At 47.7% G+C, this 25768-nt stretch carries 22 protein-coding genes; 5 read left to right on the top strand and 17 right to left on the bottom strand.

Annotated features, from left to right (window positions below; all coding sequences use genetic code 11):
• Positions 1-585 precede the first annotated feature (585 nt).
• The 6 genes from murB to BLS15_RS13505 form a co-directional block, all read right to left on the bottom strand.
• Entirely contained in the window at positions 586-1503 is a 918-nt protein-coding gene (murB, locus tag BLS15_RS13530) for a UDP-N-acetylmuramate dehydrogenase (protein ID WP_090512016.1), read from the bottom strand.
• A gap of 810 nt (positions 1504-2313) precedes the next feature.
• Positions 2314-3270: an ABC transporter permease gene (locus tag BLS15_RS13525; RefSeq protein ID WP_021256158.1), complete on the bottom strand. Its 957-nt coding sequence runs from the start codon at positions 3268-3270 to the stop codon at positions 2314-2316.
• A complete protein-coding gene (locus tag BLS15_RS13520) occupies positions 3263-4189 on the bottom strand; it encodes an ABC transporter ATP-binding protein (protein WP_021256159.1) in 927 nt (308 codons plus the stop codon). The genes BLS15_RS13525 and BLS15_RS13520 overlap by 8 nt, the downstream gene beginning before the upstream one ends.
• A gap of 98 nt (positions 4190-4287) precedes the next feature.
• The gene (locus BLS15_RS13515; protein ID WP_235075174.1) at positions 4288-5304 is read right to left on the bottom strand and encodes an acetoin ABC transporter permease; all 1017 of its coding nucleotides are present in this window, start codon (positions 5302-5304) and stop codon (positions 4288-4290) included.
• Positions 5291-6172, bottom strand: a complete 882-nt coding sequence (locus BLS15_RS13510) for an ABC transporter ATP-binding protein (protein WP_021256161.1) — start codon at positions 6170-6172, stop codon at positions 5291-5293. Before BLS15_RS13510 ends, BLS15_RS13515 begins: the two co-directional genes overlap by 14 nt.
• On the bottom strand, positions 6169-6555 hold the full coding sequence (locus tag BLS15_RS13505) for a GntR family transcriptional regulator (RefSeq protein WP_021256162.1): 387 nt from the start codon (positions 6553-6555) through the stop codon (positions 6169-6171). The genes BLS15_RS13510 and BLS15_RS13505 overlap by 4 nt, the downstream gene beginning before the upstream one ends.
• A gap of 195 nt (positions 6556-6750) precedes the next feature.
• On the opposite strand from BLS15_RS13505, the gene BLS15_RS13500 reads away from it, so the two are divergent.
• Positions 6751-7635, top strand: coding sequence for an alpha/beta hydrolase family protein (locus tag BLS15_RS13500; protein ID WP_090512013.1), 885 nt, complete (start codon positions 6751-6753; stop codon positions 7633-7635).
• Between the two features lie 117 nt (positions 7636-7752).
• Positions 7753-9120: a Na+/H+ antiporter NhaC family protein gene (locus BLS15_RS13495; RefSeq protein WP_090512008.1), complete on the top strand. Its 1368-nt coding sequence runs from the start codon at positions 7753-7755 to the stop codon at positions 9118-9120.
• Positions 9121-9346: 226 nt separating this feature from the next.
• Here the strand turns inward: BLS15_RS13495 and BLS15_RS13490 are convergent, their stop codons facing one another.
• Complete coding sequence (locus BLS15_RS13490; RefSeq protein ID WP_090512004.1) at positions 9347-11617, bottom strand: metallophosphoesterase; 2271 nt, start codon at positions 11615-11617, stop codon at positions 9347-9349.
• Between the two features lie 263 nt (positions 11618-11880).
• Between BLS15_RS13490 and BLS15_RS13485 the strand changes: the two genes are divergently transcribed.
• A complete protein-coding gene (locus BLS15_RS13485; RefSeq protein WP_090512000.1) occupies positions 11881-12303 on the top strand; it encodes a hypothetical protein in 423 nt (140 codons plus the stop codon).
• A 150-nt stretch (positions 12304-12453) separates the two neighbouring features.
• On the opposite strand, the gene nadE is transcribed toward BLS15_RS13485, so the two are convergent.
• The 5 genes from nadE to BLS15_RS13465 form a co-directional block, all read right to left on the bottom strand.
• Entirely contained in the window at positions 12454-13263 is an 810-nt protein-coding gene (gene nadE / locus BLS15_RS13480) for an ammonia-dependent NAD(+) synthetase (protein ID WP_090511995.1), read from the bottom strand.
• Positions 13264-13349: 86 nt separating this feature from the next.
• Positions 13350-13784 carry a BrxA/BrxB family bacilliredoxin gene (locus BLS15_RS13475; RefSeq protein ID WP_021256168.1) on the bottom strand — a complete coding sequence of 145 codons (435 nt, stop codon included), beginning with the start codon at positions 13782-13784 and terminating at the stop codon, positions 13350-13352.
• Between the two features lie 199 nt (positions 13785-13983).
• Positions 13984-14094, bottom strand: coding sequence for a hypothetical protein (locus BLS15_RS29195; RefSeq protein ID WP_005543361.1), 111 nt, complete (start codon positions 14092-14094; stop codon positions 13984-13986).
• Positions 14095-14149: 55 nt separating this feature from the next.
• A complete protein-coding gene (locus BLS15_RS13470; RefSeq protein ID WP_231515212.1) occupies positions 14150-14911 on the bottom strand; it encodes a hypothetical protein in 762 nt (253 codons plus the stop codon).
• A 43-nt stretch (positions 14912-14954) separates the two neighbouring features.
• Positions 14955-16745, bottom strand: a complete 1791-nt coding sequence (locus BLS15_RS13465; RefSeq protein WP_090511991.1) for a two-component system sensor histidine kinase NtrB — start codon at positions 16743-16745, stop codon at positions 14955-14957.
• 186 nt (positions 16746-16931) lie between these two features.
• On the opposite strand from BLS15_RS13465, the gene BLS15_RS13460 reads away from it, so the two are divergent.
• Positions 16932-18206: a BaiN/RdsA family NAD(P)/FAD-dependent oxidoreductase gene (locus BLS15_RS13460; protein WP_021256171.1), complete on the top strand. Its 1275-nt coding sequence runs from the start codon at positions 16932-16934 to the stop codon at positions 18204-18206.
• Positions 18207-18251: 45 nt separating this feature from the next.
• Here the strand turns inward: BLS15_RS13460 and BLS15_RS13455 are convergent, their stop codons facing one another.
• The 3 genes from BLS15_RS13455 to BLS15_RS13445 all read right to left on the bottom strand — a co-directional run bounded on the left by BLS15_RS13455 (position 18252) and on the right by BLS15_RS13445 (position 20805).
• Positions 18252-18671, bottom strand: a complete 420-nt coding sequence (locus tag BLS15_RS13455; protein ID WP_090511986.1) for a DNA/RNA helicase — start codon at positions 18669-18671, stop codon at positions 18252-18254.
• Positions 18672-18778: 107 nt separating this feature from the next.
• Positions 18779-20107, bottom strand: coding sequence for an ABC transporter permease (locus BLS15_RS13450; protein WP_090511982.1), 1329 nt, complete (start codon positions 20105-20107; stop codon positions 18779-18781).
• Positions 20107-20805, bottom strand: a complete 699-nt coding sequence (locus tag BLS15_RS13445; protein WP_021256174.1) for an ABC transporter ATP-binding protein — start codon at positions 20803-20805, stop codon at positions 20107-20109. Before BLS15_RS13445 ends, BLS15_RS13450 begins: the two co-directional genes overlap by 1 nt.
• A 278-nt stretch (positions 20806-21083) precedes the next feature.
• Here BLS15_RS13445 and BLS15_RS13440 point away from each other — a divergent pair, with 278 nt between their 5' ends.
• Positions 21084-21557, top strand: coding sequence for a MarR family winged helix-turn-helix transcriptional regulator (locus tag BLS15_RS13440; protein ID WP_021256175.1), 474 nt, complete (start codon positions 21084-21086; stop codon positions 21555-21557).
• 92 nt (positions 21558-21649) lie between these two features.
• On the opposite strand, the gene BLS15_RS13435 is transcribed toward BLS15_RS13440, so the two are convergent.
• Positions 21650-22993 carry an ABC transporter substrate-binding protein gene (locus BLS15_RS13435; protein ID WP_021256176.1) on the bottom strand — a complete coding sequence of 448 codons (1344 nt, stop codon included), beginning with the start codon at positions 22991-22993 and terminating at the stop codon, positions 21650-21652.
• Between the two features lie 3 nt (positions 22994-22996).
• Positions 22997-25738 carry a putative bifunctional diguanylate cyclase/phosphodiesterase gene (locus BLS15_RS13430; RefSeq protein ID WP_028533587.1) on the bottom strand — a complete coding sequence of 914 codons (2742 nt, stop codon included), beginning with the start codon at positions 25736-25738 and terminating at the stop codon, positions 22997-22999.
• Positions 25739-25768 lie beyond the last annotated feature (30 nt).

Here is a 25768-nt window from a genome sequence, read left to right as displayed (position 1 = left end):
GGTCTCGGTCTTGGTCTTGGTCTCGGTCTTGGTCTTGCGGTCTCGGATCTTGGTCTTGGTTTTTGCTTCGGCATTTGGCATTTGGCATTTGGCATTTGGCTTCGACCGACAGCATTTTACGACGTTGGTGAGATCAATGCAACTAATTGAACACACTTATCTGCGCGTACTACTATTTTGTACACTGGGAATAGACAAACAAGAGAAATGTCTATACAAAGGTGGACAAAGACGATAGTATATCCTCCACACCTGAATTTCTATATATAGAAACAAATACGGACATATATCACCACATATAGATAAAAAGGACTTCTGGGAATATACCTCCCCTCCGAAAATGTGTCCACTATTTGAAAGACATTTTAGTGTTTTTTCCTCCGCAAGAGGACAAATCACACACCCAAATGCCATCACTAGACAAACAATACAAACAACAAGAGCCCTGTGGATACACCAGAGGAATTCCATCAATGTTGGAATTAGGTTCTGGCCTCCATAGGGCTCTACAACATTTGCAACGGATCTGAACTGTGTGTTCCGATCCGTTTATCTCAAACCGTTTACAAGATCAGGGGGTTGTGATTATTCGTCTTCGCCGATGATGCGAACTTCAGTTTCGAGCTCGACGCCGAATCGTTCGTTAACTGTCTTTTGTACGTGGCGAATAAGAGAGATATATTCGCCTGCAGTCGCATTGTCCACGTTAACGATGAATCCTGCATGCTTCGTGGATACTTCAGCACCACCCAAACGCGTTCCCTGCAGACCGGATTCTTGAATGAGCTGTCCCGCGTAATGCCCCGGAGGACGTTTAAAGACACTGCCACAAGATGGATATTCAAGCGGCTGCTTCGATTCACGCAAAAATGTGAGTTCATCCATCTTCGCCTTAATTGCATCATATTCTCCCAGTACAAGTGAGAACGTTGCTTCCAGCACCATATATCCTTTCGGACCGATGTTGCTGTGGCGATATCCTAATTCAAGCTGCTCCTTGGTAAGCCGAACTAGCTCCCCTTCCGGCGTAAGCACCAGCGTACTTTCTAATACATCCGCAATCTCTCCGCCGTATGCACCAGCATTCATGTACAATGCTCCACCTACAGAACCCGGTATGCCGCAAGCGAATTCAAGTCCCGACAAATGATGCTCCCGCGCGGCACGCGATACGTCGATAATTGCCGCACCGCTCTGCGCGATGATCTGATCTCCGTGGCGTTCGATTTTGTTCAACTTGTTCAAATTGACAACAATTCCTCGAATTCCGCCATCCTTCACGATTAGATTGGAGCCGAATCCAAGGATCGTTAGCGGCAGTTCATGCTGACGTGCGAAATCAATGACAACTTGCAGCCCTTCGTAATTATCGGGCGTTACATACAAATCGGCCTTGCCACCCATTCGGGTATAAGTATGTTCTTTGAGCCATTCACCTTGTTTTATCGAATCTTCCGCAATCCGTTTACATAATTCATGATACCGTTCTGAGAGGTTATGCATGCTATTCCATCCTTACTTATCTTATTCATTCAACCTTACCATTACATTCATTTCACATTAACATCCATTATAGCCATACCAATACGAGAGTGTTCGCCTATGTGAAGCTCTCTATCGTTGTATGGACGTTCCCATACATACATTCCAGTATATCAAATTTTCTCAGACAATTAAGATGGCAAAAGTCACCCCTTGTCCAAGCACGCATGTATGCCCCTAGTCTCATGAAAGATAATCAGTACGTGGGGCCACTACTCCAACATATGCACGAACATGGGCGAATGGCAACAATAGTGAGGGCGGAGCATGATAGTGAAGCTGCAAATGATGCAAAAGCCTGTTACATGCAAATAAGAACAAGTTCCGATGATACGCAATCAAGATGCAACTGATTCGAAACGGCGTTAATGCTCTGCTGATGCCGCTCAATCAAAGATAGAGATGATTCGCAAATGCGTTACACACAAACATAAATAGAGACACAGAACCAAAAGGGTACATGATTCTTAGCCGTGTTGCATGCAAGCATAAATGATAACACCAAATCAAAGAGGTAGATGATTCATCACTACGTAACATGCAAGCATAAATAAGATTTGAGACCTTATCATCGAAGTTGTCTTGGTGATTGAAATACGCTCGTTCCATACAGTGGCATAGTACGGTTACAAGAATGCTTTCAACGAATGTCCATTTCTTCATTCATGGTCCAAGGTCATTACCGGGAAATAGGAAGTCGGAAGGTGCAGAAGGTGTGAATGTACTCAGAAGCAACAAAAGCCGCCTATCCAAGTAGGCGGCCCAGCTCTATTATCCTGCTACATCTCTCTTTGTAAAGGTAAGCCAAGAAACAACGTGAAATGCAAGGAAGTAAACAATCAGCACGGCAATCGAGAATCCGAGCGTCATATCCGGGCGGAGTGGTGTTCCCTCGAAATACGGACGGAGGTCGATATTGGCGAACAGTATATATTTCCCCCAGCTATAATGCGCGAAGAGCGCTGCCATATTTCCGCCAATGAGCAAAAAGCACAGGGAAAATGCGATAGCCATAGACGAGCTGCGGAATGCCGCCGATATCATAAAGGCCAATGTCACAAACATAACTAGCTCAATGATACTGAACCCATAATCCTTCAGCAGCGCAAGCAACCTCGAACTTTCTACAATTGCACCGTCTTCTCCGATACCTATGAGTGACTGTGAGAAACCTCCAAAACCCTCAACAACCCCTCCTACCAAAAAGGAGAATAGAATATTGATTGCAGTAAGAACAAATGCAAATTGGAGGGTAGCCGCATACTTGCTCAGTAATATGCGGGTGCGTGAGGCTGGCCCAACGAGCAATAACTTGATCGTCCCCCACGAATGTTCGGCAGCGAACATATCCGCTGCAATAACAACAGTAAATAGAATAACAACCAGCATCAGCTTCGAAGAAAGATTCACGATGCTCCATATGTTCAAGGCATGCGGATTACGATTATGCTCCATGTAGTATTCATTGAGCTGGATCCGGTTCGTTAACTCCTGCTTCGCGTCCGGCCCAATATTTCCACTGGTGTCTGTAAGTTGCTGCTTCAAATGTTCATTGGATTGGACAAGATATTGCTGCCATCCCTCACCCTTGCGTGGGTCTTTGTCAATTTCCATAATACCGGTCAGCAGCACAATAACAGCCATAAGTATTCCGATCATAATCCATGTACGAGGACGCCGGTATATCTTCATATTCTCGTTCTGAATCAGATTGTAGTAGCTAGACAATACGCTCTCCTCCTGTCAGCTCCAAGAATTGATCTTCCAATGACAGATTTGCCGCTTGAATGCCGTACACATCGATGTCTGCATGCACGAGCGCCCTTGTCAGGTCAGGCACCCGCTTGCGCCCTGCCGAAATATGAAGCTGGCCTTCATCAACATGCATATCAAGATCGGGCATCATTGCAGATAGCATCTCCCAAGCTGCCCTCGGGTTGTCGACATCAATCACGATATGCTGCGTATCCGCTTTCTCCTTCAATTGCCTCATCGAGCGAACATCGATCAGCTTGCCATTCTGGATGATCGCAACTCGATCACACATCAGCTCCATCTCGGACAATAAATGAGAGGATACGACGACACTGATGCCTTCTTGATGCGCCAAGTTGCGCAAATAATCTCGCAGCTCACGGATCCCCGCTGGATCCAGCCCATTCGTTGGCTCATCGAGAATTAATACGGAAGGCTTGTGCAACAGCGCTTGAGCGACACCAAGCCGCTGCCGCATACCCAGTGAATAGCGCTTTACTTTCTCATGAATGCGATTTTCCAACCCAACGAGCTTCACGACCTCGTCAATCCGCTCTTTCGTTATGCCCGAATGTCTTCGTCCGTAATATACGAGATTTTGATACCCTGTCAAAAACTTATACATCTCTGGATTTTCCACTATCGCTCCAATATGGGTCATTGCCTGCTCGAACTCCTTGTGCACAGGAATTCCTTTCACGCAGATTTCACCAGATGTCATCGAAATTAAACCCACAATCATCCGAATCGTTGTAGTCTTGCCCGCCCCATTGGGACCCAGAAATCCAAATACTTCTCCCGCCGGAACATCAAATGACATCTGATCCACAATCGTGCGCTTACCAATTTGTTTGGTTACATTGCGGAGCTGAAGGACTGCTTCTGAACTCATAAAATCCGAACCTCCCAACAGAAAATAACCCTCTGAACCTACATCCCCTGAACATTAAATATGGATGACTCTCTCAACCAGCAGCAAAATCTATATTTCTATCGACGCGGGCGCATATGTGTCAAGGTTCGAATAATCAGATAGCAAAGAACAGCTCCAACCCCTGCTCCGCACACATATCCAATCCTTCCCGGAGAAAAAAAGTCATAACCCACAGTTCCCCCGTACAGCGTTGCAAATATGACACCTAACACAATATAAGCCTTTTCTATAGCAGGGAATACAAACTGTTTGCCGTTATTCTCCGTACGATTGCGGGAGTACAGCCACATGCCAGCGAGTAATAACAATATCGAAACGATACTTATAAACCCATACGAATATCCAGGCCCTTCATGCGTGACCCAATTCCCTACATTAAATCTGTCCCATACGCCAATATCAATTACAGATTGAGCGGATTCTGACACAGGAATCATGAATATATGAATGAATTTTCCTATTACAAACCGCAGAAAATCAAATAGAGTCATGCAAAGCAGAAACAACAACGCCTGCATTGACCATGTTCCTGTAAAAGATCCTAGGAACAAGGTAAGCGTGTATATGGATACTGCTACAAAAATCATATGGAGTCCTCGTACAACTATCTCCCCTATAGAGACATATTCACTTACATGCGAGGATGCGAGCACCACGAAATCTAATCCCAGTGTAATAACAATTGCGCTCACAATGTACACAATACCAATCATCCATTTGGTCAAATACAATATCCATCTTGGATAAGGCAGGGCAAACATATGCTCATTCACCTGATTTCGCCGTTCCTGTCCTAATAGCCAAATAGACAATATAAAACTACCAAGGATGATAAAAATCAAACCACCGCCATAATCGTTATACAGATTATCGCCTGCACGGCCATCTTGAAATACATAGGTAACATTCTTAACAAATGTATCCCTCATCGACTTAGAAGCCCACCACAACTTCCACATATGCGTATAAACGATAGGAAAAAAACTCGCCAGCAGCATGAGCCACAGCAGTACGCGTGTCTGACGATATTCCTTCCACCAGAGCGCCTTTACGAACAGCTTATGCTTCATCATCGTTACCTCCCGCCTTCCCGATAAACCAGTCCTCTAGCGTCAATGGGAGCTCATCGACGAGCAGCGGCTTCATCTCTTGCAATTCTGTCATTGCTTCATTCGACTCTAGGATAACCGTATATACACGGCCGACCTGTTGTAGAACGAACACATCTTCCCGATGCAGCCACATCGGAGATTTATCCCCGTTAAATACAATCTGCAGCTTCTTCATCTGCTCGCGCAAAAGCTCCAGTTCCCATATATCATCCGTTCTCCCATCTCGCAGCAGAACCACAGAATCGGCAATCCGATCAAGCTCACTGAGCATATGTGACGAGATGACAATGGAATTGTTCTCATGGAGCGAGTCGACAATTAAGCTGAGGAGCTGTTTCTTAGCAACGGCATCGACGCCATTCGTCGGTTCGTCGAATAGGATCAACCCCGCTTTCGTTGCAAGGCCAAGCGCCGTACTGAACAGCATCTTCATCCCTTTGGACAAGGTGCGAACTCGCTTGTGCATCGGCAGCTTGAACCGCTCCATCGCCGACGTAAAGAAGAACAAATCGAATTTGGGATAGATCATTCCGTACCATGCAGCACATTCCCGAATCGTGTACATTTCTAGCGCAGTTGGAGCATCGGGTACGAATACAACATCCTGCTTGCATGCCGCATGTGTGTGCGTGTGAATATCCTTGCTGGCATACGATACACTGCCCTGATCTGGGTCGTATACCCCAACCAACGTCCGCAGTAAGGTGGTCTTACCCTCTCCATTCCGTCCTACGAGTCCAATGATTTTCCCTGGTTCAATCGTAAAGCTTACTCCGCGAAGTATCGGTTTCCCATCTATTGCTTTATGGATATCCGTCACTCGCATCATGATTCATCCCTCCACCATTCCTCCGAAGCTTGCTCCACCATCTCTATAAATTCCTTCCGTTCCAGCCCCAAATGTTTCGCTTCAACGGCGATGCGGTTCAATTCATCCTTCAGCTTCGTCATTCGTTCATTCGCCATGCGAGGGACAGGTGTATCCGCAATGAATGTTCCTTTGCCTCGAACCGTCACAATTACTCCTTGGCGTTCTAATTCCTGATAAGACTTGCTCACTGTATTTGGATTTACTAACAGCATTGTCGACAACTCCCTCACGGACGGCACCTTGTCTCCGCTTTGCAGCGCTCCCTGCGCAACTAGAGCCTTCATCTGTTCGACGATTTGCTCATAAATCGGCATAGCGCTCTGTTCATGTAATCGAAACATGGCAGCCTCCTTTCACATTTGCAATTACGTAGCAGCTTCAAATAGATTCGTTCACAAGTGTACTACTTCAACTAGTACACATAGTACACCTGTAAACCTAAATATGTCAATACATTTAGTGGAATACCATGCACCATTTTTCTTATTCTGTGTTACAATATGGCTGGATATTATCAGACCAAGGGGGTCGGATTAATGAGACATTCATTTACGCTCACATGGGAAGGGCAAGAACGCATTTTGCGAGGCGATGCCTTCACCCCTGGCAGCACCTTCAATTCAAAGGAAAAGCCAAAGAAAGGTGTGCTTCTTGTAGCCCACGGCTACAAGGGATTCAAGGATTGGGGCATGTTCCCTTATGTCGGTGAACAGCTAGCTGAACGCAGCGGACTCCTGACCCTAACCTTCAACTTTACATACAATGGTGTCGGTCCTTCGCTCGATCGCTTCGATGAACCTGAGCGATTTGCCGTTAACACCTATCAGCGAGAGCAGGAAGATATAGATCGTCTCTTCCACTGGATACGTTCGGATAAATTTGGCCAGTGGATAATTTCTGAAGGAATCGAATATGATGTAATGCCGGAGACACCCATTTACTTGCTCGGACATAGCCGTGGAGGCGCAAGCAGTCTGCTCTATGCACTCGACCACCCAGATGCGGTAAGTGGCGTAATTTCGTGGAATGGTGTAACGAATATGGATTTGTTCACGGGACAACAGAAGGAGGAGATGAGGCAATCCGGGTGTTCTGCCGTTATTAATGCCCGCACCAAAGAGGCATTGCCATTAGATCGGGTTATGCTGGAGGATTTGGAGGCCAATGCAGAGAGATATGCATTGATTGAACGTATGAAGAAGGCTCATTTCCCCCTGCTTCTCGTTCAAGGCTCCGATGATTTGCCTGGATTCCGCGAGGGATCGGCACAGCTAATTGATAACTATCCTTCAGCGAAATGGATAACCATTGATAATGCCGGACACACCTTTAATACGGTTCATCCCTTCCAAGGCACGACCCCAGCACTTGAAGCTGCAATCGAGGCAACCTCGGACTGGCTTCATCACCACCCACATTGAACTGCCAGCGAAGAACGACAGTACAACCTGAACGTAATCTGCTTGAACCATCGTGATAATTATTGCTTGCATGATAGATGCAGCATTAGAGTATAAGACAGGAGTTGCCTAATTGCCATGTTATCGAAACAACAGCTGATTACGGTCATTATGACTACCATTGCAGGACTAACTGCAGCTTATTTGCTTCATATCCCACTCCTTATTGGATTTGCACTCGGCTTCATCGTTCTCACCATCTTATCTCACCGCCAAGGCAATGCATGGACATCTCTGCTTCGTTATATGAGGGATGGCGCCAAGCATACACTTGGGGTAGCCTGGATACTTATTATGGTCGGACTTATGATTCCCGCATGGACCATAAGCGGAACGATCCCTTATCTTATCGAACAGGGGTTGTCTTGGATCGATCCTGCTTATATGACAACACTCACGTTCTGGTTCTCCACGATCTTCTCCATGCTGCTCGGGACTTCAACCGGAACACTTAGTGCTGTAGGTATCCCTATGATGGGGGTAGCTGCGATTGCAGGCGTTCCTTTGCCGCTTATGGCAGGGGCACTTGTCTCCGGTGCCTTTGTCGGAGACCGGACATCGCCATTCTCCAGCACGCATCGTCTTGTCGCGGATTCTACAGGGACGAGTGTCGGTCGGCAATACCCAGCTCTCATGCCTACCACACTGCTCGCACTGGCTTCAGCGACTGCATTCTTCATGTGGTTCGATACACAGGGGAGGTGGACTGTACCGGAACAAGCACTGCGCATGGAATCATTCGATAGCCACTTCACCTTCAGTCCTTGGCTGTTCGCTCCTGCTGCTGTCTTGATTATCGCAATCTTATTCCGACTACAGGCTCGCATCGCCTTTACCATGTCCATTATTGTTGCGCTCGTGATCGGTACATGGCTGCAAGGAGCGACGCCAGTCGAATGGGTGAATGGTTTCTTGTTCGGATATGAAAATGCCGAGCTCCCTTCCCTTCATACGAAGGGAGTGCTGCATATGATTGAGCTTGTCCTATTTATTATGATCGCGGGTGCTTTTAATGGCATATTGGAGGCTACTCGTTCGCTGGAGCCGTATATCGCTGCCTTTATTGGACGCAACAGCGCTCTGCCAGGAGCAACCGTCCGTGTCGGTTTATTCGGATTATCATTAACCCTTGTATCCTGTACGCAGACACTGCCAATTATGATGGCAGGCCGGAGCGTGATGCCGCTGTGGTCGGAGCGTTTCCCGAAGGAACAACTCGCAAGGGTGATCGCGGACAGCGCGCTCGTCTTTGCCGCTATTATCCCTTGGAACCTGCTTGCGGTACTGTGCGGCACAATATTGGGTATTCCCGTTCATCAATATGCACCATTCGCAGTCTTCCTCTGGGTTATTCCAATCTGGACACTGCTCGTATCATGGGTAATTGGCCACAGACGAACTCGCAAGCTGAAACCGGCACCTGCTCCAACGGTGCAAGGATTATAACCGAGACTCCAATTTAAGATCATGGCGAAGTGAATCATCTAAAAGCGATAACAATATAAATAAACCGGTTCTACTATGCAGTAGGAACCGGTTTATTTATTTCTGCTTTTGGTTCTATACAGTATTATATCGAATATGTGACGTAGCCAGACTACTGCTGATGCGCACTCTTCTTGTTTTTCAAACCGTAATTCCGAAGCTTCCCGATGTCGCCAATTCGCCAAGCTTACTGCTTGCCATGAGTAACCTGAATGGGATCCGAATTATTCCTTGCTCCTACCGCCTTAATTACGAAGCGATAGCTCTGCTTAGAATCTATGTTCTTAAGCACATAACTATATTCGGATTGACTTGGAAGGGCTGGGATATACAGACTCCAATTTTTCCCCACCTTATCATCCTGCTCATATATTCGGAAACCTCTAACAGGCTCCGATCCAACGGCAGGACGGCTCCACGACAGAATCGCATCTCTGCTCTCGAACTTCAGGTTGGCTTGCTCCACCTTGCCAGGCTTGCCGTCCGTTCTTTTAATGCTGTACTCGTCGTATTTCTTAACCTCTTCGTTCTTTGCCGCCGTATAGGACGTGAATTTCAAAACATCGTTCGATATCGAAACATCAGTGAACATCTTTTTGAACGGCTGTGCGTCAATGACTGCAAAATAATCGTCATACCCCGGATGTTTTTCGTAAAATTTCCCGCCTACTGAATTTGTCATGAGGTACACGGAGCCTTTCGGATCGACTACATTTCCCTCTTTATCCTTCACCACGTTTTTGATTGGCTTATCATTGAGCATTTGGTAGGATCTCATATACATATGGTCGTGGGCCTCGAACACAATATCAATTCCCAGCTCATCGAATACGGGTACCAAGTATTTTTTGTAGAACTGGATACGGCCATCTTCCCACTGTCCCGCATTGTCTCCTGCCGAGTAAGGACCTTTGTGGAGCGATACGAACTTCCATTTCTTATCAGTCTTCGCAACCTGATTTCTCATCCAGTCCAATTGAGCGTTGAATTCAGGATCCACCCTCTCTAGTTCTCCTTTTTTATTCAATCCGCCCTCGAACTGGGAATTGAATTGCATGAAGAGCGCGTCCCCATATTCGAACGCATACACGGAACCGTCATGAGTACCTTTCACTACATCCTTCGGCAAGTTAAAATGGTTGTAGAAATTATTGTTGTCCGTAGTTTCGTCTCCATCGTAATCTTTCACCTCATGGCCGCCAAGTACGGGCACGAGCGGCACTCGGGCAAGTTCCTGCTGAGGGAGATCCAGAAACCACTGCCACTGTGATTCCAAATCGCCATTATCGACCAAATCCCCAGTTAATATAAAGAACTTCGGATCCCCGATATGCTCGATCGCTCTGCGGAACGTATCCTGCCAGAGTTCGAATGTGGACTTGCTGGAGGCTTGCGAATCCGATCCTACGATAAAATGGAAATCCCGATTGTCCGCGTGATCCGTAGTAAATGAGCCGATAACTCCCCATCCATCCGCATCCCCATTTCCTGCCCGATAACGATATGACGTCCCCGGCTTCAGATTATCAGCTGTGACCTTATGGCTTGCGAATTTCGTTTTTTTCTTGGTGGATCGATCGCCTTTTACCATGAATGTCTCGATAATGTCGGAACTTCCCGTATAAGTAGTCGCCTTAGCTTCTGGAAATGCGCCGTTCCCCATTTCGGAGGCTTCCACCACCTGCAGCTTCGTGCCGGTTACCTCCTTCGGCGTATACCAGGCAAACGCCAGGCTTGTCTTGGTACCTCCATTGAAGGTCATGTTTAACAACTGCGGCGCCTTGAGGGAACTGTTCTTCTTTGGTACGCCTTGAACAACAATATCCTTGATCCGACTTGAGCCCGTATCGCTTATCGAGCCGCTGCCTGACACTTTTGAATCGGAGTTTACGACCCAACGAATATATAATCGCTCCTGATCATCCGCACTGCTTGGCAGCGCAATACCGTTTAACGAGCTGGCAGAACTGTATTCCGTGCCAAGCACAAGTGTTCCTTTTACAACGTCCGTCCACTTAGCCAGATCCGTGCTGATTTGGAGCTTGAAGTCCCTAGGCCCAGTACTGGAGGACTTCTGCTGCGAAGATACTGTAATTTGCTCCAGTCCCTTCGTCGATAAGGCGGCTAGCCAAGCCTTCTTGCCTTTGCCCTTGTCCCATCCTTGATAACGGATGCTCTTTTCGCTCCCATCGAATGTAAATCCTGTTCTGGAACTCCCACCGACCTCTTGGATAAGAGTAGCAGAATCTTTGGATAAACCGGACGCGGCATGGAAGATGCCTGGATCGTTCTTTAGGTTTGCAAATTCCCATTTAGCTACAATCTCTGCACTGGCGGACACGTTCAGTTCTTCCTCCGCACGAGCAGAGCCCATGCTGGAGACTGCCAGCATAATAACCGCTAGCCATACCGACAACACGCGATAACCATTCGCCAATTTAAAACGCTGCTTTGCCATTCCATCGCCTCTTTCCATTCAATGAAATAAGTACCTTGATATTGAACAGATAACAGAAAAATACAAAACTAACCACTTATATTATACATATTGTGGAATAAATGAGCTATTGAATTCTTCACTAGATTGCATTATCCGTCACAGTCCGTTCACTTGTTTTTTCGGTTCAATCTGATAGAATACGGGTAATTCTCAGAATAACATTCTTCAGCGCAGCAGCGCACTCACGCTGTACGCAGACACAGTCAGCAAGGAGGATACCTATGACGACTCTATATTCAGACTTACGCACGAATGCCAATGTCAAACACTCTATTTCTACACTCCAGCATCTCCTAGCGTCACTTACTCAGCAAGAAGTCATCACATGTCATCTCCCATTCATCGAGCATACGCTTTATCCTGAACATTCGATTTTCATATATACAGAACAGCAGCTTAATCATCCAGAATCTCCATTCCGTTTGAAACGCAAGCTTCAGGAAGATGAAGTTGTCATCGCCTATTTAGAATCCCGCGGGTTGCTCGTTGCCGCTGGCTCTGAATCTGCATTGTCTACAGCTTGCCTGAAACTAGGCAGCCTGTTTGAGGAACAGTGCGCAGTACGGCCGCAGGCCGCACGCCCTCGATTAAAAGAAATATTCTGGCAGGGCGTATCCCATGATGCACATCCTCGCGCGATATAACCAAAAGTGAAGGCGCAATAAAGCAGGCATGCATGATACCGAGTAGTTCGGAAAGCGTCCAATGTATACAAAAAGGCAAGCATCCAATGCGATGCTTGCCTTCTGTCATAGGTAACTGCTTTTCAGCGGCGTACCTGTTATTTCGTTCTGTTAAATGCCGGGAATCGGGGAACGCTTATGTTCCGTCTTCTGATATTGGCGCTCGATCTTCTCGCGCACGTCATCCGGTATGTTCTTACCTTCGAGATAGTCACTATTATGCTCGTACGTAATGCCAAGCTCCTTCTCATCGGTCTGGCCTTCCCACAGGCCTGCTGTTGGTGCCTTATCAATGACGCTAGCAGGGACACCAATATGCTTCGCGAGTTGGCGCACTTGACGCTTATTCAGAGAAGACAATGGCGTAATGTCCACTGCTCCGTCTCCCCACTTCGTATAGAAGCCAGTCAACGCCTCAGAAGCGTGATCAGTACCTACAACTAGCAAATTCAGATCAAAGGCAAGCGCGTATTGCACAACCATCCGAGTACGAGCCTTCATGTTTCCTCTATTCGGAACACTCAAGGAACGTGCTTCCGGCAGCTGCTTAAGCGCCGCTTCTACCTCTTGGGCGGCTTCATCAACCGCTTTAGCAATGTTCGTCTCTACCGTATGCTTCAGATTGAATGCTTGCGCGGTTGCATAGCTGTCAGAAATATCTGCCTGAGTACCATAAGGCTGGAACACGCCAAGCGTCATATACTCCTTGCCTGTCTCTGCAGTCAATTCATCCGTCGCCTGCTTGCATAATCCCGTCGCAACCGCACTGTCAATCCCGCCGCTAATCGCGATCAGAAGCCCCTTCGTTCCTGTATTCAACACATACTGCTTCAAGAAGTCGACCCGCTTGCGCACCTCAGCATCTGGATCGATCTGTGTCTGCACGTTGAAGCGCTTGATAATCTCTTGCTGTAAACTCATTATTTCGTCCCCTTCCTACAAGCATCCGTGCTTGGCCTACAACTCTATAGAAATCCCCGCATCACAAGATGCGGGGCATAGTTAACTTAGCGGCAGAACTTATCGTATGCAGCCGTCAGATCAGCAGCAATCTCCTCTGCTGAACGGTTCTCTACTTGATGACGCTCGATGAAATGCACCAGTTCGCCATCCTTCATCAAAGCGATCGATGGAGAAGAAGGCGGATATGGCGCGAAGTATTCGCGAGCCTTCGCCGTTGCTTCCTTATCTTGCCCAGCAAATACGGTGAACAAGTGGTCAGGTGTAGCATCATTCTCTAATGACTTGCGTACGCCTGGACGGCACAGTCCAGCGGCACAACCGCATACTGAATTGACAACAACAAGTGCTGTTCCCTTCGCTGTAGCCAGCTTCTCTTCCACTTCCTCTGGTGTTCGCAATTCAACGCAGCCGATGGAAGTTAACTCGTCACGCATAGGTTGAACCATATCACGCATATATTGCTCAAAAGACATGGACATCCGTACTTCACTCCTACTCTATAAATAATTCCGTTGTCAGTGATGGATGAGTACCATCGGACACTGTCGCTACTATTGTAACCATTTGTAGTGAAGTAAAGCAAGGGAAAGCCGAAACCGATAACGGTTCCGGCTCACTGACTTCTACCAGTTAGGCCCTCATTACTGAGGAAGCTCCATGACCGAAGATCGCATCCTTCTACGTAGAAGGGCGATTCGGACCATTCAACTTCTTATCGACTCCGCAGGTATCATTCGCAGCGCTGTTTTGCTTGTCTTGCTTGCGCTGTTCCTTTGAATCTTGGCTCATCGCATAGGCCTCCTTTTCACAAAGTCGGTTCTATTATGCTCAGGCAGCAACTGACCTATCCTTGTGATGCAGGAGGCTCTACAGGCATTGCAGCCTCGGCCTGCGTATTCTTATGCCCCACTCCCCGCTCTCTACTGCGGGTTACCATATAACCTACCGCTAGCATTACACTGTAGATCCACTGATCCACTGTTAAGTACATCCATGTAGATCCACTGCCATATGCATAACTTCCAAGCATGCCGACCACACCGCATACAACAAAGGCGATCTGTGCGTCAATAAGCGATCCGAGCCTTCTCTGACGAGACCAGAGCAAGGCCAGGAGAACGATACAACCGAGCGTCTCAGCCGGCGGTATCCCCTCCACCTGGAATCCACTAAGCTGAAGCAGCGGTGTAAATCCCGGGGCCTGTCCACCATTAAGCGTATAGAGCCATCCATATGCCGTTACGAAAGTCAACATACTATGCGACAATAGATCAATGAGCACGGGATAAGACAATTGATGCTTGCGTATGTATAAGGTCGTCCATACAATAATGCCAAGCACAAGCAGGATGTTGCCCTCTGTGGAAGTGCCTGTCATGTACAGCAGCGAACGCGGCTGCCGCCACAGAATTGAGGGCGTGTCCCATAGAAATCCGAACTTCTCATTGAGTATGACGACTAGAATAACCGTCATTGCCCAATCTCCATAACGGCGCGAGATTCCACTTTCCGCGCGTGCCCGGAGCGCCACCGCCCCAGCTGCTAGAAGCAAGGAGAGCAGGCTAACGAGCAGGCCCCAATGAATTGTAAAATTGCCAAGCTGCATGACGCTCACCCTATTCACCTCCAAGCTTCATATTAGCGAAAGACTAGACTTGGTTCAATGCTTCCTCCTTATCCGGCTGCATATTCCCTAGTTGTACTGGATGCTGTGCAAGTGAAGAGTCCCATGCAGCTGTCGGGACATGAACCGGAGATTGGCTCGTCTGTTCTAGGCGAAAGGCTGCCTCAAACACCGTTCCATCTTCCCCCGTATGCACCTCTATCGTTCCATCATGCTGTTCGACAATACTCAAGCACAATGGCAAGCCAAGGCCCGTCCCCTTTGATTTCGTTGTGTAAAATGGCTCAAATAGCCGCTCCACAATGTCGGCGGGAATACCAGACCCTGTATCTTGAATACGCAGCTGCACTTGCCCTCCAACAAATCTTGTTTCGAGCGTAAGCACGGCCTCTGTGTCCATCGCTTCCATCGCCTCCATGGCGTTGCGCGACAGATTCAGAATAAGCTGCTTCATCTCCTTCACATTGACAGGGAAAACCGGCACATTTTCCGCAAGCTTCAACGCAATCTCTTGACCTCTCATATTTGCATCAGCCCAAAGCAACGGCGATAACTGATGAATAATGTCATGAAGGTGAACCTGTTCTTTCTCAATAATACGATTTTGCGCTAAAGCAAGAAAGTCGTTAATGATGCTGTTTGCTCTATCGATCTCTTCCATTACGATTCGATAGTATTCCTTCAAATGCGCGGGACTCTTTTCTTGGAGCAGCTGTATGAACCCACGAATAACCGCCATTGGATTACGAATTTCGTGCGTGATGCTTGCCGCCATCTGCCCGACTAAGCTTAAGCGATCCATCTTGCCCAGCTCTGCACGCAGCTTCGACAGCTCCGTAATATCATGCAGCATGCCGACAGCCCCTGTTATCGCTCCAGTAGTCTCGCTTCGAATCGCACTTGTACTAACGACGTACTCTCGTTCGTCCAATTTCACCACTACGCCTTCCATCTTCTCTCCCGCGAGTGCACGATACATGCCGTCGTACAAAGTTGGAATATCCCCCACCTGTGTCAACAGGCAGCGAAAAGGGCGGCCGAGAATGTCTCCCTTTGTCACATGAGGTGCTGCATTCTGCATACTGCGCAGCATCATATCATTTAAAGCGGTTATATTGGTCTGTGCATCGACCGCGATGACACCGAGCGGTGTCGTGTCTATTAATAGATTCAGCTTCTCTGCTTCTTCACGATATTTGGTAGAGACGATTTCATATCCTTGTACAAGGAATAGCTTCTCCCTCGTCTCCTCCATATAGTACACAGCTAAGTAAGCGGTTAAGAAAAAGGCTGCTCCTAGCATGAGCATCGATAGAAGCATACTGCCATCAATAACTCGTTCATGCCTCCACAGCAGCACTCCATAAACCAAGGAATAGAGAACAATACCCGCGAAGGAGAAGGACAAAATAATAGTGACACGTTGGCGGAATCCGGATTGACGGAAAGAATTAATAAAAGCAAACAATAGCGGGATCATATAAAGGAGTGCATCACTCCACAGCTTCTGGGGATGCCCATCGTGATAGAAAAAACCAAGCATACCTATATATAATCCAATCATGAGGAACCCAACCCGATATCCACCATACATTACTCCTATCGTAAATGGCAAAAATCGAAAATCAAAAGGCTGGGGCATTTCTGTATAGAAGGTAAATACGATGCATAACAGCATAGAAAAAGCAGAAGACAATCCTATGACGAGAGGGGCGCGGGACACCCGCTCTGGCTTCAAGGAGCAGACTTGATAGGCAATCGCTGGTATGCAGGCAATAAGGCTTTGCAGTAAGACTTCCTTAAGTGCTACGTACATACGGTTCTCCTCTTGTCAGGATAGAAAATGGTAAGATTGGCTTGATTAAAGCATAAAAATGAGGGCTTTTCAATGGAACAGCCGAACGTTTTAGCGAAGTTTTAGTTTTTACGATACAATAGGCATCAGTAACGGATGCGCAGTGCGTATCCTAACCCTGTCAAAGACCTGTCAAAGGAGTACAAAATGGAACGAACCGATGTTATCGTCGTAGGTGGCGGCCCCTCTGGACTTATGGCATCCATCTCTGCTGCACGCAACGGAGCCAAGGTAATTCTCGTGGATAAGGGAGACCGACTTGGCCGCAAGCTTGCTATATCTGGCGGAGGACGCTGCAATGTAACGAACAATAAACCACTGGACGAGCTGATTCAGCATATCCCTGGCAATGGGAGATTTCTGCACAGCGCGTTCAATCATTTTAACAATCAGGATATAATCGAGTTCTTCGAGAATCTCGGTATTGCATTGAAGGAAGAGGACAATGGCCGTATGTTCCCCGTATCAGACAAGGCGAAGACGGTCGTTGAGTCACTTCTAGGAGAAGTACGCCGATTAGGAGTAGCGATTCGTGTCAATCAGCCTGTCGCACATCTGCTGTACGAGGATGGTTCCGTCCAAGGTGTGCGCTTCAAAGATGGATCCGCATTGTATGCCCCAGCGGTCATACTGGCTACCGGCGGGAAGTCTGTTCCTCATACGGGCTCAACAGGAGACGGCTATGCTTGGGCAGAGGCTGCCGGACATTCCATTACGGATCTGTATCCGACGGAAGTGCCTCTAACCTCGAATACGTACTTTATTCGTGAGAAGCTGCTTCAAGGATTGTCCTTGCGCGATATTCGGATCGTGGTATGGAACAGCAAGGGGAAGAAGATCATTGAGCATCAAGGCGACCTGCTCTTTACCCACTTTGGCCTGTCCGGCCCTGCTGCACTTCGCTGCAGCCAATTCGTCGTGAAGGAATTGAAGCGTTCCAGCCTTCAGACCGTACAGGTCACCATCGATATGAAGCCTGATCTGTCACTGGATGAGCTTGTTCGAGATTCGCTTCGCATTTGTGCCCAAGAACCGAAGAAAGCTATTAAAAATGTACTGAAGCATCTGCTGCCTGAACGAGTAATCCCGCTTCTGCTTGAACAGTCTGGCATCGATGAAGGTACCACATACGACCATATTCCGAAGCAGCCATGGCAGGAGATGTGCCAATTAATTAAGGCATTTCCTGTGAAGGTCAACGGCACGTTATCGCTTGAGGAAGCCTTTGTTACAGGCGGCGGTGTAAATCTTAAGGAAATCGATCCGAAGACGATGCATTCCAAAAAGGCGCATGGACTCTACTTCTGCGGAGAAATATTGGATGTTCATGGCTATACGGGCGGCTATAACATTACAGCTGCCTTCGCAACTGGCTATACGGCAGGGATGCATGCTGCTCAGCAGACCCTACATCAAGCATAACAAGCAAACAGCCTGCTCACAGAGCAGGCTGTTTGTCTTCTATCATTAGATATGGATGCCGCCAGGGAAGTGATTCGTCGTCTCATCATCAAACATCCCGTATGCTTCTTCATCACGATGCGACAAGTCATCATGACTCGGATTGTGCCTAGCAGACGCATAGCGGTCATCATCTGCCCAATCCTCATTGACCATATGGGCCGGGATAGGGATATAATTCATTCCATAGGCTTGATCCATAACGGACATCTCCGTCATACTCGCTTCTTCTAGAAGCTGGCCGCCGTGCGCCTCTGCGATCTCAAGCGCAGAGGTTAAATCTCGCTTGTCTACATGGATATGCAGTTCTGTCTCACTAGCGCTGTCGTAAGCAGGCGTATATCCTAGCTCCTTCAACGTATCGAACGCCAATCTTGCACCTGCAGGATCCGAGAATCGGAACCGAATCGCAGTCGTATCTTGCATCCTCGTTCCTCCTATTCGAATAAGCTTACGTTAATATACCCGCCAGAAAGGAGGAACATACACACAATCTGTCCTGCAATTGGTTGTACGAGCAGTTGCCGAATACTTTATTCAGTAGAGGACAAACGTGACTGTTCTTGTCTCTCCTCCATTTGCTTCTTCTGCTTCCACCCACGCAGCGTAACGATTGTATTGCCGATGAAGGCAGCCATCAGACCACCTCCCGCTACATATAGCGGAATCATAATAGGTGTTGCAGCAATACCTGCAGACAACCCCCACAGCACGCCTGGCCCTGCACATAAGACACGCGTCATATGCGCCGAGGCCTGCTGCAAACTCTCTGAGCGGAAGCTGAACATGGACGCCACATCACCATCGATGAATTCCTTCCAATACGTGCTCAGCCAGTATCCGAGAATACCGCTTAGCACCGGCCCTATAAGAATGAACAGACCATGCAGTGAAGTGATATAAGAAGCACTCATTCCAATAAAGAGGAGCTGCAAATAAAACTTGCGATGCGTGCTGCTTCGAAGCAATGACTTGACCGCGATAGCTCCAATAAGGCGGCCTGACTCATTCGTCTTCATGAAGTAGCCCGACTTCGGGAACAACATTGGGCGTGTCCGTTTGCGCCGTTGTGCTCTATCCACGCTCTGCGACAGCAGCATCGCCGTTAATTGCATCTTGAGCTCGCCCTCCCGTTCAACATCATGCTCAAATGTATGCTGAACATGGTCTCGCCAGCGAATAAGGGGGAAGCAGCTGACCAATATAATCGAGCCATAGACGAGCACCCAACTCACATGAATACCGAGCAAGTAAAGAATAACTCCATACAAGCCAAGAGCTGCCACCCCTGTGACAAAGCGGATCATCCAACGTGCCCAACCTGAGAAATTAGCCAAATTATAGTTCCGTACTAATCCTGCTAAGTAGGATAAGGAGCTAACGGCAAATCCGATCGCGAGTAAATCCGTACTATGCAATGAATACCCGCGTATGAGCCATGGAGCAAGCAGTAACAGTATGACGGCCGTTATGATCGTTCCTCGCAGTGCATATTGAATTAACCCGAATCGAACAAGCGGCTTCCACCAATGCGGCTGCTGACGAAGGAAGAGAATATCCCCGCCTTCCACCCAAGTGCGAAGTGATCCACTTATGATAGGCAGCAGCAAGGGAAGCAGCCAGACCGCTATAGGCAGCTTCAACCATGCAGCATCCAAGGGTTCTACCCACCATCCCCAATAGAACTTAACTCCTAGGAGCAATAGCGGTACGACAATATACAACCATACCGTCCAATCCAATGCGATACGAAGTGCCCGCCATTGATACACCATATTCGTCTGGAAGCGGCGGAAGGCAAGTGTTTGCGGGGATGTTACCTTCATCGTCGACAATGGACGAACCTGTCCCTCGCTCCCCATTAGGTCAACACCTCGAAACAATCGAATAGGGTTCCATCCGGCAACCCGCTTATTTGCCGCACTTCATCAAACGTCCCTCTTGCAACCACGCTTCCCTGATGAAGCAGGATGAAGCTGTCGCAGACGCGCTCAGCCGTGTCGAGTACATGCGTACTCATGAGGACGCCCGCTCCCCGCTTGCGTTCCTCCTCAAGCATACGGAGGAACTTCCGCGTTGCTCGTGGATCCAAGCCAATGAAGGGCTCATCCACGATGTATAATGACGGCTTGAGCATGAAGGCAATGATAAGCATCAGCTTCTGCTGCATCCCCTTCGAGAAGCTCGTTGGGAAATGGTGCTTCACCTCTGTCATTTGAAATTCGGTGAGCAGATAATTCGCCTGCTCGACAAACTGTTCCTGCGGCAGATCATATGCAGATGCAGCGAGTTCTAAATGCTCCCATAATGTCATGGAGTCATAGAGGACAGGCTGTTCAGGCACGTATGCATAAGTTCCATTTCCATCCCCAATCCGAACGCTGCCAGCTACATCTCGCATAATGCCCAGCACGGACTTGATTGTCGTGCTCTTCCCAGCACCGTTCGGACCGATTAGCCCTACCAATTGACCCGCTTCTACTTGAAACTCGATATTATGTATTTTAGACTCGCCTTTCTCATATCCTGCAGATTGTATCCTTGCATCAAGAACAACCATGCGGATCTCCCCCTTTATCTTAGGCATAGCCAAGCTGCTGTGCCTAACCGTTCTTCTAACTTTTAGTTTACTCTATCGTATCGATTCTTGCACAGAGCTGGGCAGTTTCAATGTACTGAATGCCAGGTTCAGCCAAATGTTACCGAATTGCCCTTTCTAAATTTGAATAATTCAAAATTTTTTTGTTCATTGTTTCACAAGTGTGACAAAAGACATTTAATCTCCTATCTCCTTCGATATACGATAAAAGAGTAAATCAAGAAATGAGGGGGATTCGTATGTCTGAACGAATCGATCATGAGACCGAAGCTGCCTTGCATTTATTCCGTGTCTTCTCTAAGGCATTCAAGAGCGTAACGGATCACTCAGCTGCTGGATGCAAAATAGAAGGATATAACCCGACTGACTTCTCCGTACTCGAAATGCTTTATCATAAAGGGCCTCAACCCATTCAACAAATCGGTTCCAAGCTCCTTCTACAGAGCGGAAACGTAACCTATGTCATTGATAAGCTCGAACGTAACGGCATGCTGCGCCGCCACCCTTGCGCGACGGATCGTCGCGTGATCTTCGCTGAATTGACTGATAAAGGACGTGAAGAAATGCAGGGACTGTTCCCCAAGCATTCTCTACTCCTTAAGCGTGCCATGAGCGGACTGACACTCGAGGAGAAAAAAGAGGCTATTCAATTGCTCAAGAAGCTCGGGATCCAAGCAGAGAAGTTAAGCCTTGTCACGAAAAAGGGCTCCTAGCAAATCCATTAGTTAATACGCTTAAATTTCCAATAGGGCTGGATCAACGCACAGAGCGGAAGAACATGTTCTTCCGCTCTTGTTATTTCTCTTCATGACATCAAGTCCAACGTTCTGAATGTCGCACGCGAATATCGCAATAACACGCGCCTCTCCTGCTGCAATTGCTGCTCAATGAGCTTCTCAATCTGATTGAGTATTACACCAGGCGGAGAGTTATTCTCGATCCCCTTCAGCCTCGTACTGCGATACCATTCGACAGCCAGCTTATCAAGCGGGGTTGGACGGAACTCCTTCATCTTCGAAGCCAGCTCCATATATAATCGATCTGACTGCTGTCCCCCAAGAAACTCGCTTCTGCGCGCTTTATCCAGTAATGCTTTGCGAGAAGGCATATACGCCGCAACCGTTGCATCATCGGTCACCCCAAAGAACACGCTCTTCATGAACGACCATGCCAGTTCCTTGTTCTGGGCCTGTTCAGACATAATAAGCGATGCGCCTGTCGAGTAGCCGTACAACTTCATTGGCAATCGAGTAGCTCTCCACAATCCCTTCATATGCGGCACCCACTCCTCCAATTGCAGCTCTCCCCAGGAACCAAGATACACCATTGCCAGCTTCCCACTCCGCAGCGCTTCATTCCCCGCATCCGTCCACAATCCGACATTTGCATCCAGCCCCTGCACATTAACACGCTGAGACAACAACATGCCTTGCGCGATCATGGCATTATTCCGGTTGAATTGCAGCTTGCTGTTAAGTAGCGGGAACATGGACTCAAACCACTGCATGGGTTCCCGATCCCACTGAATTAAATAAATACCATGCTCCTTCAGCTTCTCCGCCATTGCCAGCCAGCGGTTCGGATCCTCCATGTAGACAGCCAATTCTTCTGGGTCTGACGGAAATCCGTATCGCTCCATAATGTCCTTGCGATAGAAGGTGACAAGCGGCGAAGTTGTAATTGGGAGAGCGATAAGACGCTTATTGTCAAAGGATAGTCCAGTATCCCATAAGTCAGGAGAAATATCCGGCTTCAGCGTGCTCGCGAGAAAAGGCGCGGCATTTAAGTCCATCAACCCTTGTATCCCCGTAAATTCCCCTAGAAATTCATGGCCTACCTCCATAACATCCGGAGCATCCCCCTGCTCCAAGGCATCCAAATAAGCATCAACATGGTCTTCATAAGAGAAACGCTTTACATTTACCTTCACGCCTGGATGCTCGATTTCGAATTTCTTGGCATAGTCTACATACTGTTGTTCGAAGCACCACACGGTTATGGCGGAAGGCGGCTTAGACTCTACGACTCGCTCATCGTCCTGCAATTGCGGTGGGATCGTGGTCTCATCACATCCGGTTGAAGAAAATATCATGATGATCATCATTGCGAATACAATTAATCTTCGAAATGGCAAGCCCTTCCCTTTCACAAATTAACCTCCATATGCTGCAATTGAATTGCTTCTTAGCTTGCTTGAAAAGTCAGGGAACCTAGCAGCGAATTCATCGGCTGCCAGCGGTGGACTAATATAATAGCCTTGGAACTGCCTACAACCAAGTGTGAGCAACTGTTGAAGCTCCTGAGGTGTTTCAACCCCTTCAGCTGTCACTTTAAGATTCATGCTGTCTCCCATTTGGATCACCGCTTGAACAATCGCAGTGTTCACTTTATCCGCGAACAAATGCCGCACAAAAGAACGGTCAATTTTAAGCACATGAGCAGGCAAAGTCTTTAGGCGGTGCAGCGAGGAATAGCCCGTTCCAAAATCATCGATCGCTACTTGAACTCCTCGTTTCTTAAGATTGTGCAATACCTCGTTGACCTGCTCGGTGGATTTGTTAACGTATCCTTCCGTTATCTCCAAAATCAAATCACTCGGATTAAACTCACACTCGCGAATAATTCGATCAATTGTCGCGACGAAGTCATTCGTAAGCAATTGCCTTAACGAGACATTCACAGACAGCTGGAAGGCAGGCATCCCTGCATCAGCCCACATCCGGTATTGCATGCATGCAGATCGAAGTACCCATTCCCCAATAGGAACGATTAGTCCAGTCTCTTCCGCGACCGGAATGAACTGTGTCGGCGATATAAACCCTTCATCACCAGAAAGCCAGCGAAGCAGCACCTCTGCGGCTGTGACTTTCCCTGATGCATCTACGATCGGTTGATAGTGAAGCAGCAGCTCTCTACGTTCTAACGCTTTGTACAAACGTGTCTCCATAAACATGCGCTCAGGCTGCAAAGTCGGCTGTAGTTCATCGTAGAAGACCACTGAATGGCCACCTCTGTCCTTGGCAGTGTACATAGCTGTATCTGCTTGCTTGAGCAGATCCGTATATACATATCCGTTATCCGGATATAAGGATACGCCGATGCTGGCGGAGACAAATAGTTCATGAGCCTGTACAAGGAAGCTCTCTCTCAGCCGCTGCAAAATCCGCTTAGCAACCGCGCTCACTTCCTCCCTGGAGCTGTCTTCGAGCATAATGATGAACTCATCCCCGCCATATCGAGAGCTCAAATGCCGACCGGACAGTTTTGATAGACAATCCGACAAGCGCTGCGCAACTTGTACAAGGAGCATATCTCCTACATTGTGGCCGAGTGAATCATTGATATGCTTGAACCGATCTATATCTATGAACAGTAACGCCAATGAACTAACCTTGTTATCCGCGTCTTCCAGCGCCCGCTCTACATTCATCGTAAAGTAATGCCGATTGGGAAGCTGGGTCAGCGTATCATAATAAGCAATATGCTGGAGCTTCTCTTCCGACAGCTCTAGCATTTTCGTCTGGTCAAGCAGCTTCTCATTCATGCGCAGCATTTCCTTGAATACTTCCGTTAACCGATCACTCATTGCCCGGAAATTGATTGCAAGTAAACGAATCTCTCCGATTCGAATGCAAGGCCATTTGACAGTCTTGTCCTTCAACAATTTATGGTGCATTCCCGCGGTCGCCTCCTCCAAATCACGAAGAGAGCGAACAATGAAGCGGCTTACCGCAAGTGATACCCCGGTAGCCAACAAGCAGACCATGAACAACATCAGGAACTTGCGCAAATAGACGTCAATCGTCGTTTGTAGAAAATAGGAAATTGGAATAAAGCCAACAACCTTAGCGATCGGATGATCGGTCAGCTTGTCCTCCAAAACATAATAACCGTCATTCCACCTTCTTGTTCCATAATCATAATTTCTGTCAGGGGGCAGAATACGGGAAAAAGAGGACTTTACCCCGTAAGCATCCTTCCGAATTTGTGAATGATGAGCGGCCATGCGAACAGGTGATTTATTAGGTACAGTATCTTCCATGTACACTGCATTGCTTTCGAACCACACCTCATCACTCGATGCGACCAATTGGCCCTTATGATTGAATGCAGCCAACTTCAATAAGCCATTCTGGGAATGGAGCTTTAAATTATCGTGAAGCTTCCCTGTCTCCATAATCGATCCGAGATTGAGCCCTTGGCGCTGTTTTCTGTCCATCTCCAGAAGTGCGTCTGTAATTTGAGCGGTTTGCAATTCAATTCTGGCTAAAGAATCCCGCTCGATGTCCTGCTGCATATCGCGACTATCAATCAGCATATTCAGCAGAAACGGAATGAACACGATTGCGACGGAGAGATGCATCAGAAGCTGATTGAGATATACGGACTTCGTTCGCAGATCAGGCAGCAGCCGTTTCCATGGCATATAGGTAACGACCACATCAGCAATCAGAGCATTCAATAGTCCGCTCATTGCGAACATAAAATATTGAAGTAGTGCTTCTGCATTGTACTCGTTGGTCTGCAGACAAAATAAAACCGCTGCAAGAGGGGCTCCGATTCCGAACCAGAACAGACTGTCCCAGAGAAGCAGGAACCCCCTTTTCCGTTCATACATATATCCAACCAATATCATTTCCAATCCAATAAGCAGCAATATAAACGAACCGTAGCCTGAAAAATAATATCCCAGTCCAATTATTAGCGCCATAATTGCCGCCCAGTGCGAACCATACAGAACAAGCATAATGAGCAGAGTGGCCCCGCACAGCATGAACTCTGCACCGTATGAAAATTCGAGTCCAATTACAGAGAACACTGCAGTGAGAACGGTCAGTATCACGAACAGCATACTTGTACGCAGCGAAGCCAATGGGTGTAACGTACGTGACATGGCAGAGTGACTCCTTTACAGATGGAAGCA

It is taken from the genome of Paenibacillus sp. cl6col (assembly GCF_900102125.1).
Lineage (GTDB): Bacteria > Bacillota > Bacilli > Paenibacillales > Paenibacillaceae > Paenibacillus_B > Paenibacillus_B suaedae.
This window is presented reverse-complemented; position numbering and strand designations above follow the sequence as displayed.

Excerpts from the sequence above, each read along its gene's own strand:
- BLS15_RS13520 (WP_021256159.1), bottom strand. The coding sequence starts at position 4,189 with ATGAGTTCAGAAGCAGTCCTTCAGCTCCGCAATGTAACCAAACAAATT.
- BLS15_RS13450 (WP_090511982.1), bottom strand. The coding sequence starts at position 20,107 with ATGGGGAGCGAGGGACAGGTTCGTCCATTGTCGACGATGAAGGTAACA.
- BLS15_RS13430 (WP_028533587.1), bottom strand. The coding sequence starts at position 25,738 with ATGTCACGTACGTTACACCCATTGGCTTCGCTGCGTACAAGTATGCTG.
- BLS15_RS13455 (WP_090511986.1), bottom strand. The coding sequence starts at position 18,671 with ATGCAAGATACGACTGCGATTCGGTTCCGATTCTCGGATCCTGCAGGT.
- BLS15_RS13500 (WP_090512013.1), top strand. The coding sequence starts at position 6,751 with ATGAGACATTCATTTACGCTCACATGGGAAGGGCAAGAACGCATTTTG.
- BLS15_RS13475 (WP_021256168.1), bottom strand. The coding sequence starts at position 13,784 with ATGTCCATGTCTTTTGAGCAATATATGCGTGATATGGTTCAACCTATG.
- BLS15_RS13485 (WP_090512000.1), top strand. The coding sequence starts at position 11,881 with ATGACGACTCTATATTCAGACTTACGCACGAATGCCAATGTCAAACAC.
- BLS15_RS13495 (WP_090512008.1), top strand. The coding sequence starts at position 7,753 with ATGTTATCGAAACAACAGCTGATTACGGTCATTATGACTACCATTGCA.
- BLS15_RS13470 (WP_231515212.1), bottom strand. The coding sequence starts at position 14,911 with ATGCAGCTTGGCAATTTTACAATTCATTGGGGCCTGCTCGTTAGCCTG.
- BLS15_RS13505 (WP_021256162.1), bottom strand. The coding sequence starts at position 6,555 with ATGTTTCGATTACATGAACAGAGCGCTATGCCGATTTATGAGCAAATC.
- BLS15_RS13515 (WP_235075174.1), bottom strand. The coding sequence starts at position 5,304 with ATGATGAAGCATAAGCTGTTCGTAAAGGCGCTCTGGTGGAAGGAATAT.
- BLS15_RS13510 (WP_021256161.1), bottom strand. The coding sequence starts at position 6,172 with ATGATGCGAGTGACGGATATCCATAAAGCAATAGATGGGAAACCGATA.
- BLS15_RS13440 (WP_021256175.1), top strand. The coding sequence starts at position 21,084 with ATGTCTGAACGAATCGATCATGAGACCGAAGCTGCCTTGCATTTATTC.
- BLS15_RS13465 (WP_090511991.1), bottom strand. The coding sequence starts at position 16,745 with ATGTACGTAGCACTTAAGGAAGTCTTACTGCAAAGCCTTATTGCCTGC.
- murB (WP_090512016.1), bottom strand. The coding sequence starts at position 1,503 with ATGCATAACCTCTCAGAACGGTATCATGAATTATGTAAACGGATTGCG.
- BLS15_RS13490 (WP_090512004.1), bottom strand. The coding sequence starts at position 11,617 with ATGGCAAAGCAGCGTTTTAAATTGGCGAATGGTTATCGCGTGTTGTCG.
- BLS15_RS29195 (WP_005543361.1), bottom strand. The coding sequence starts at position 14,094 with ATGAGCCAAGATTCAAAGGAACAGCGCAAGCAAGACAAGCAAAACAGC.
- BLS15_RS13445 (WP_021256174.1), bottom strand. The coding sequence starts at position 20,805 with ATGGTTGTTCTTGATGCAAGGATACAATCTGCAGGATATGAGAAAGGC.
- nadE (WP_090511995.1), bottom strand. The coding sequence starts at position 13,263 with ATGAGTTTACAGCAAGAGATTATCAAGCGCTTCAACGTGCAGACACAG.
- BLS15_RS13460 (WP_021256171.1), top strand. The coding sequence starts at position 16,932 with ATGGAACGAACCGATGTTATCGTCGTAGGTGGCGGCCCCTCTGGACTT.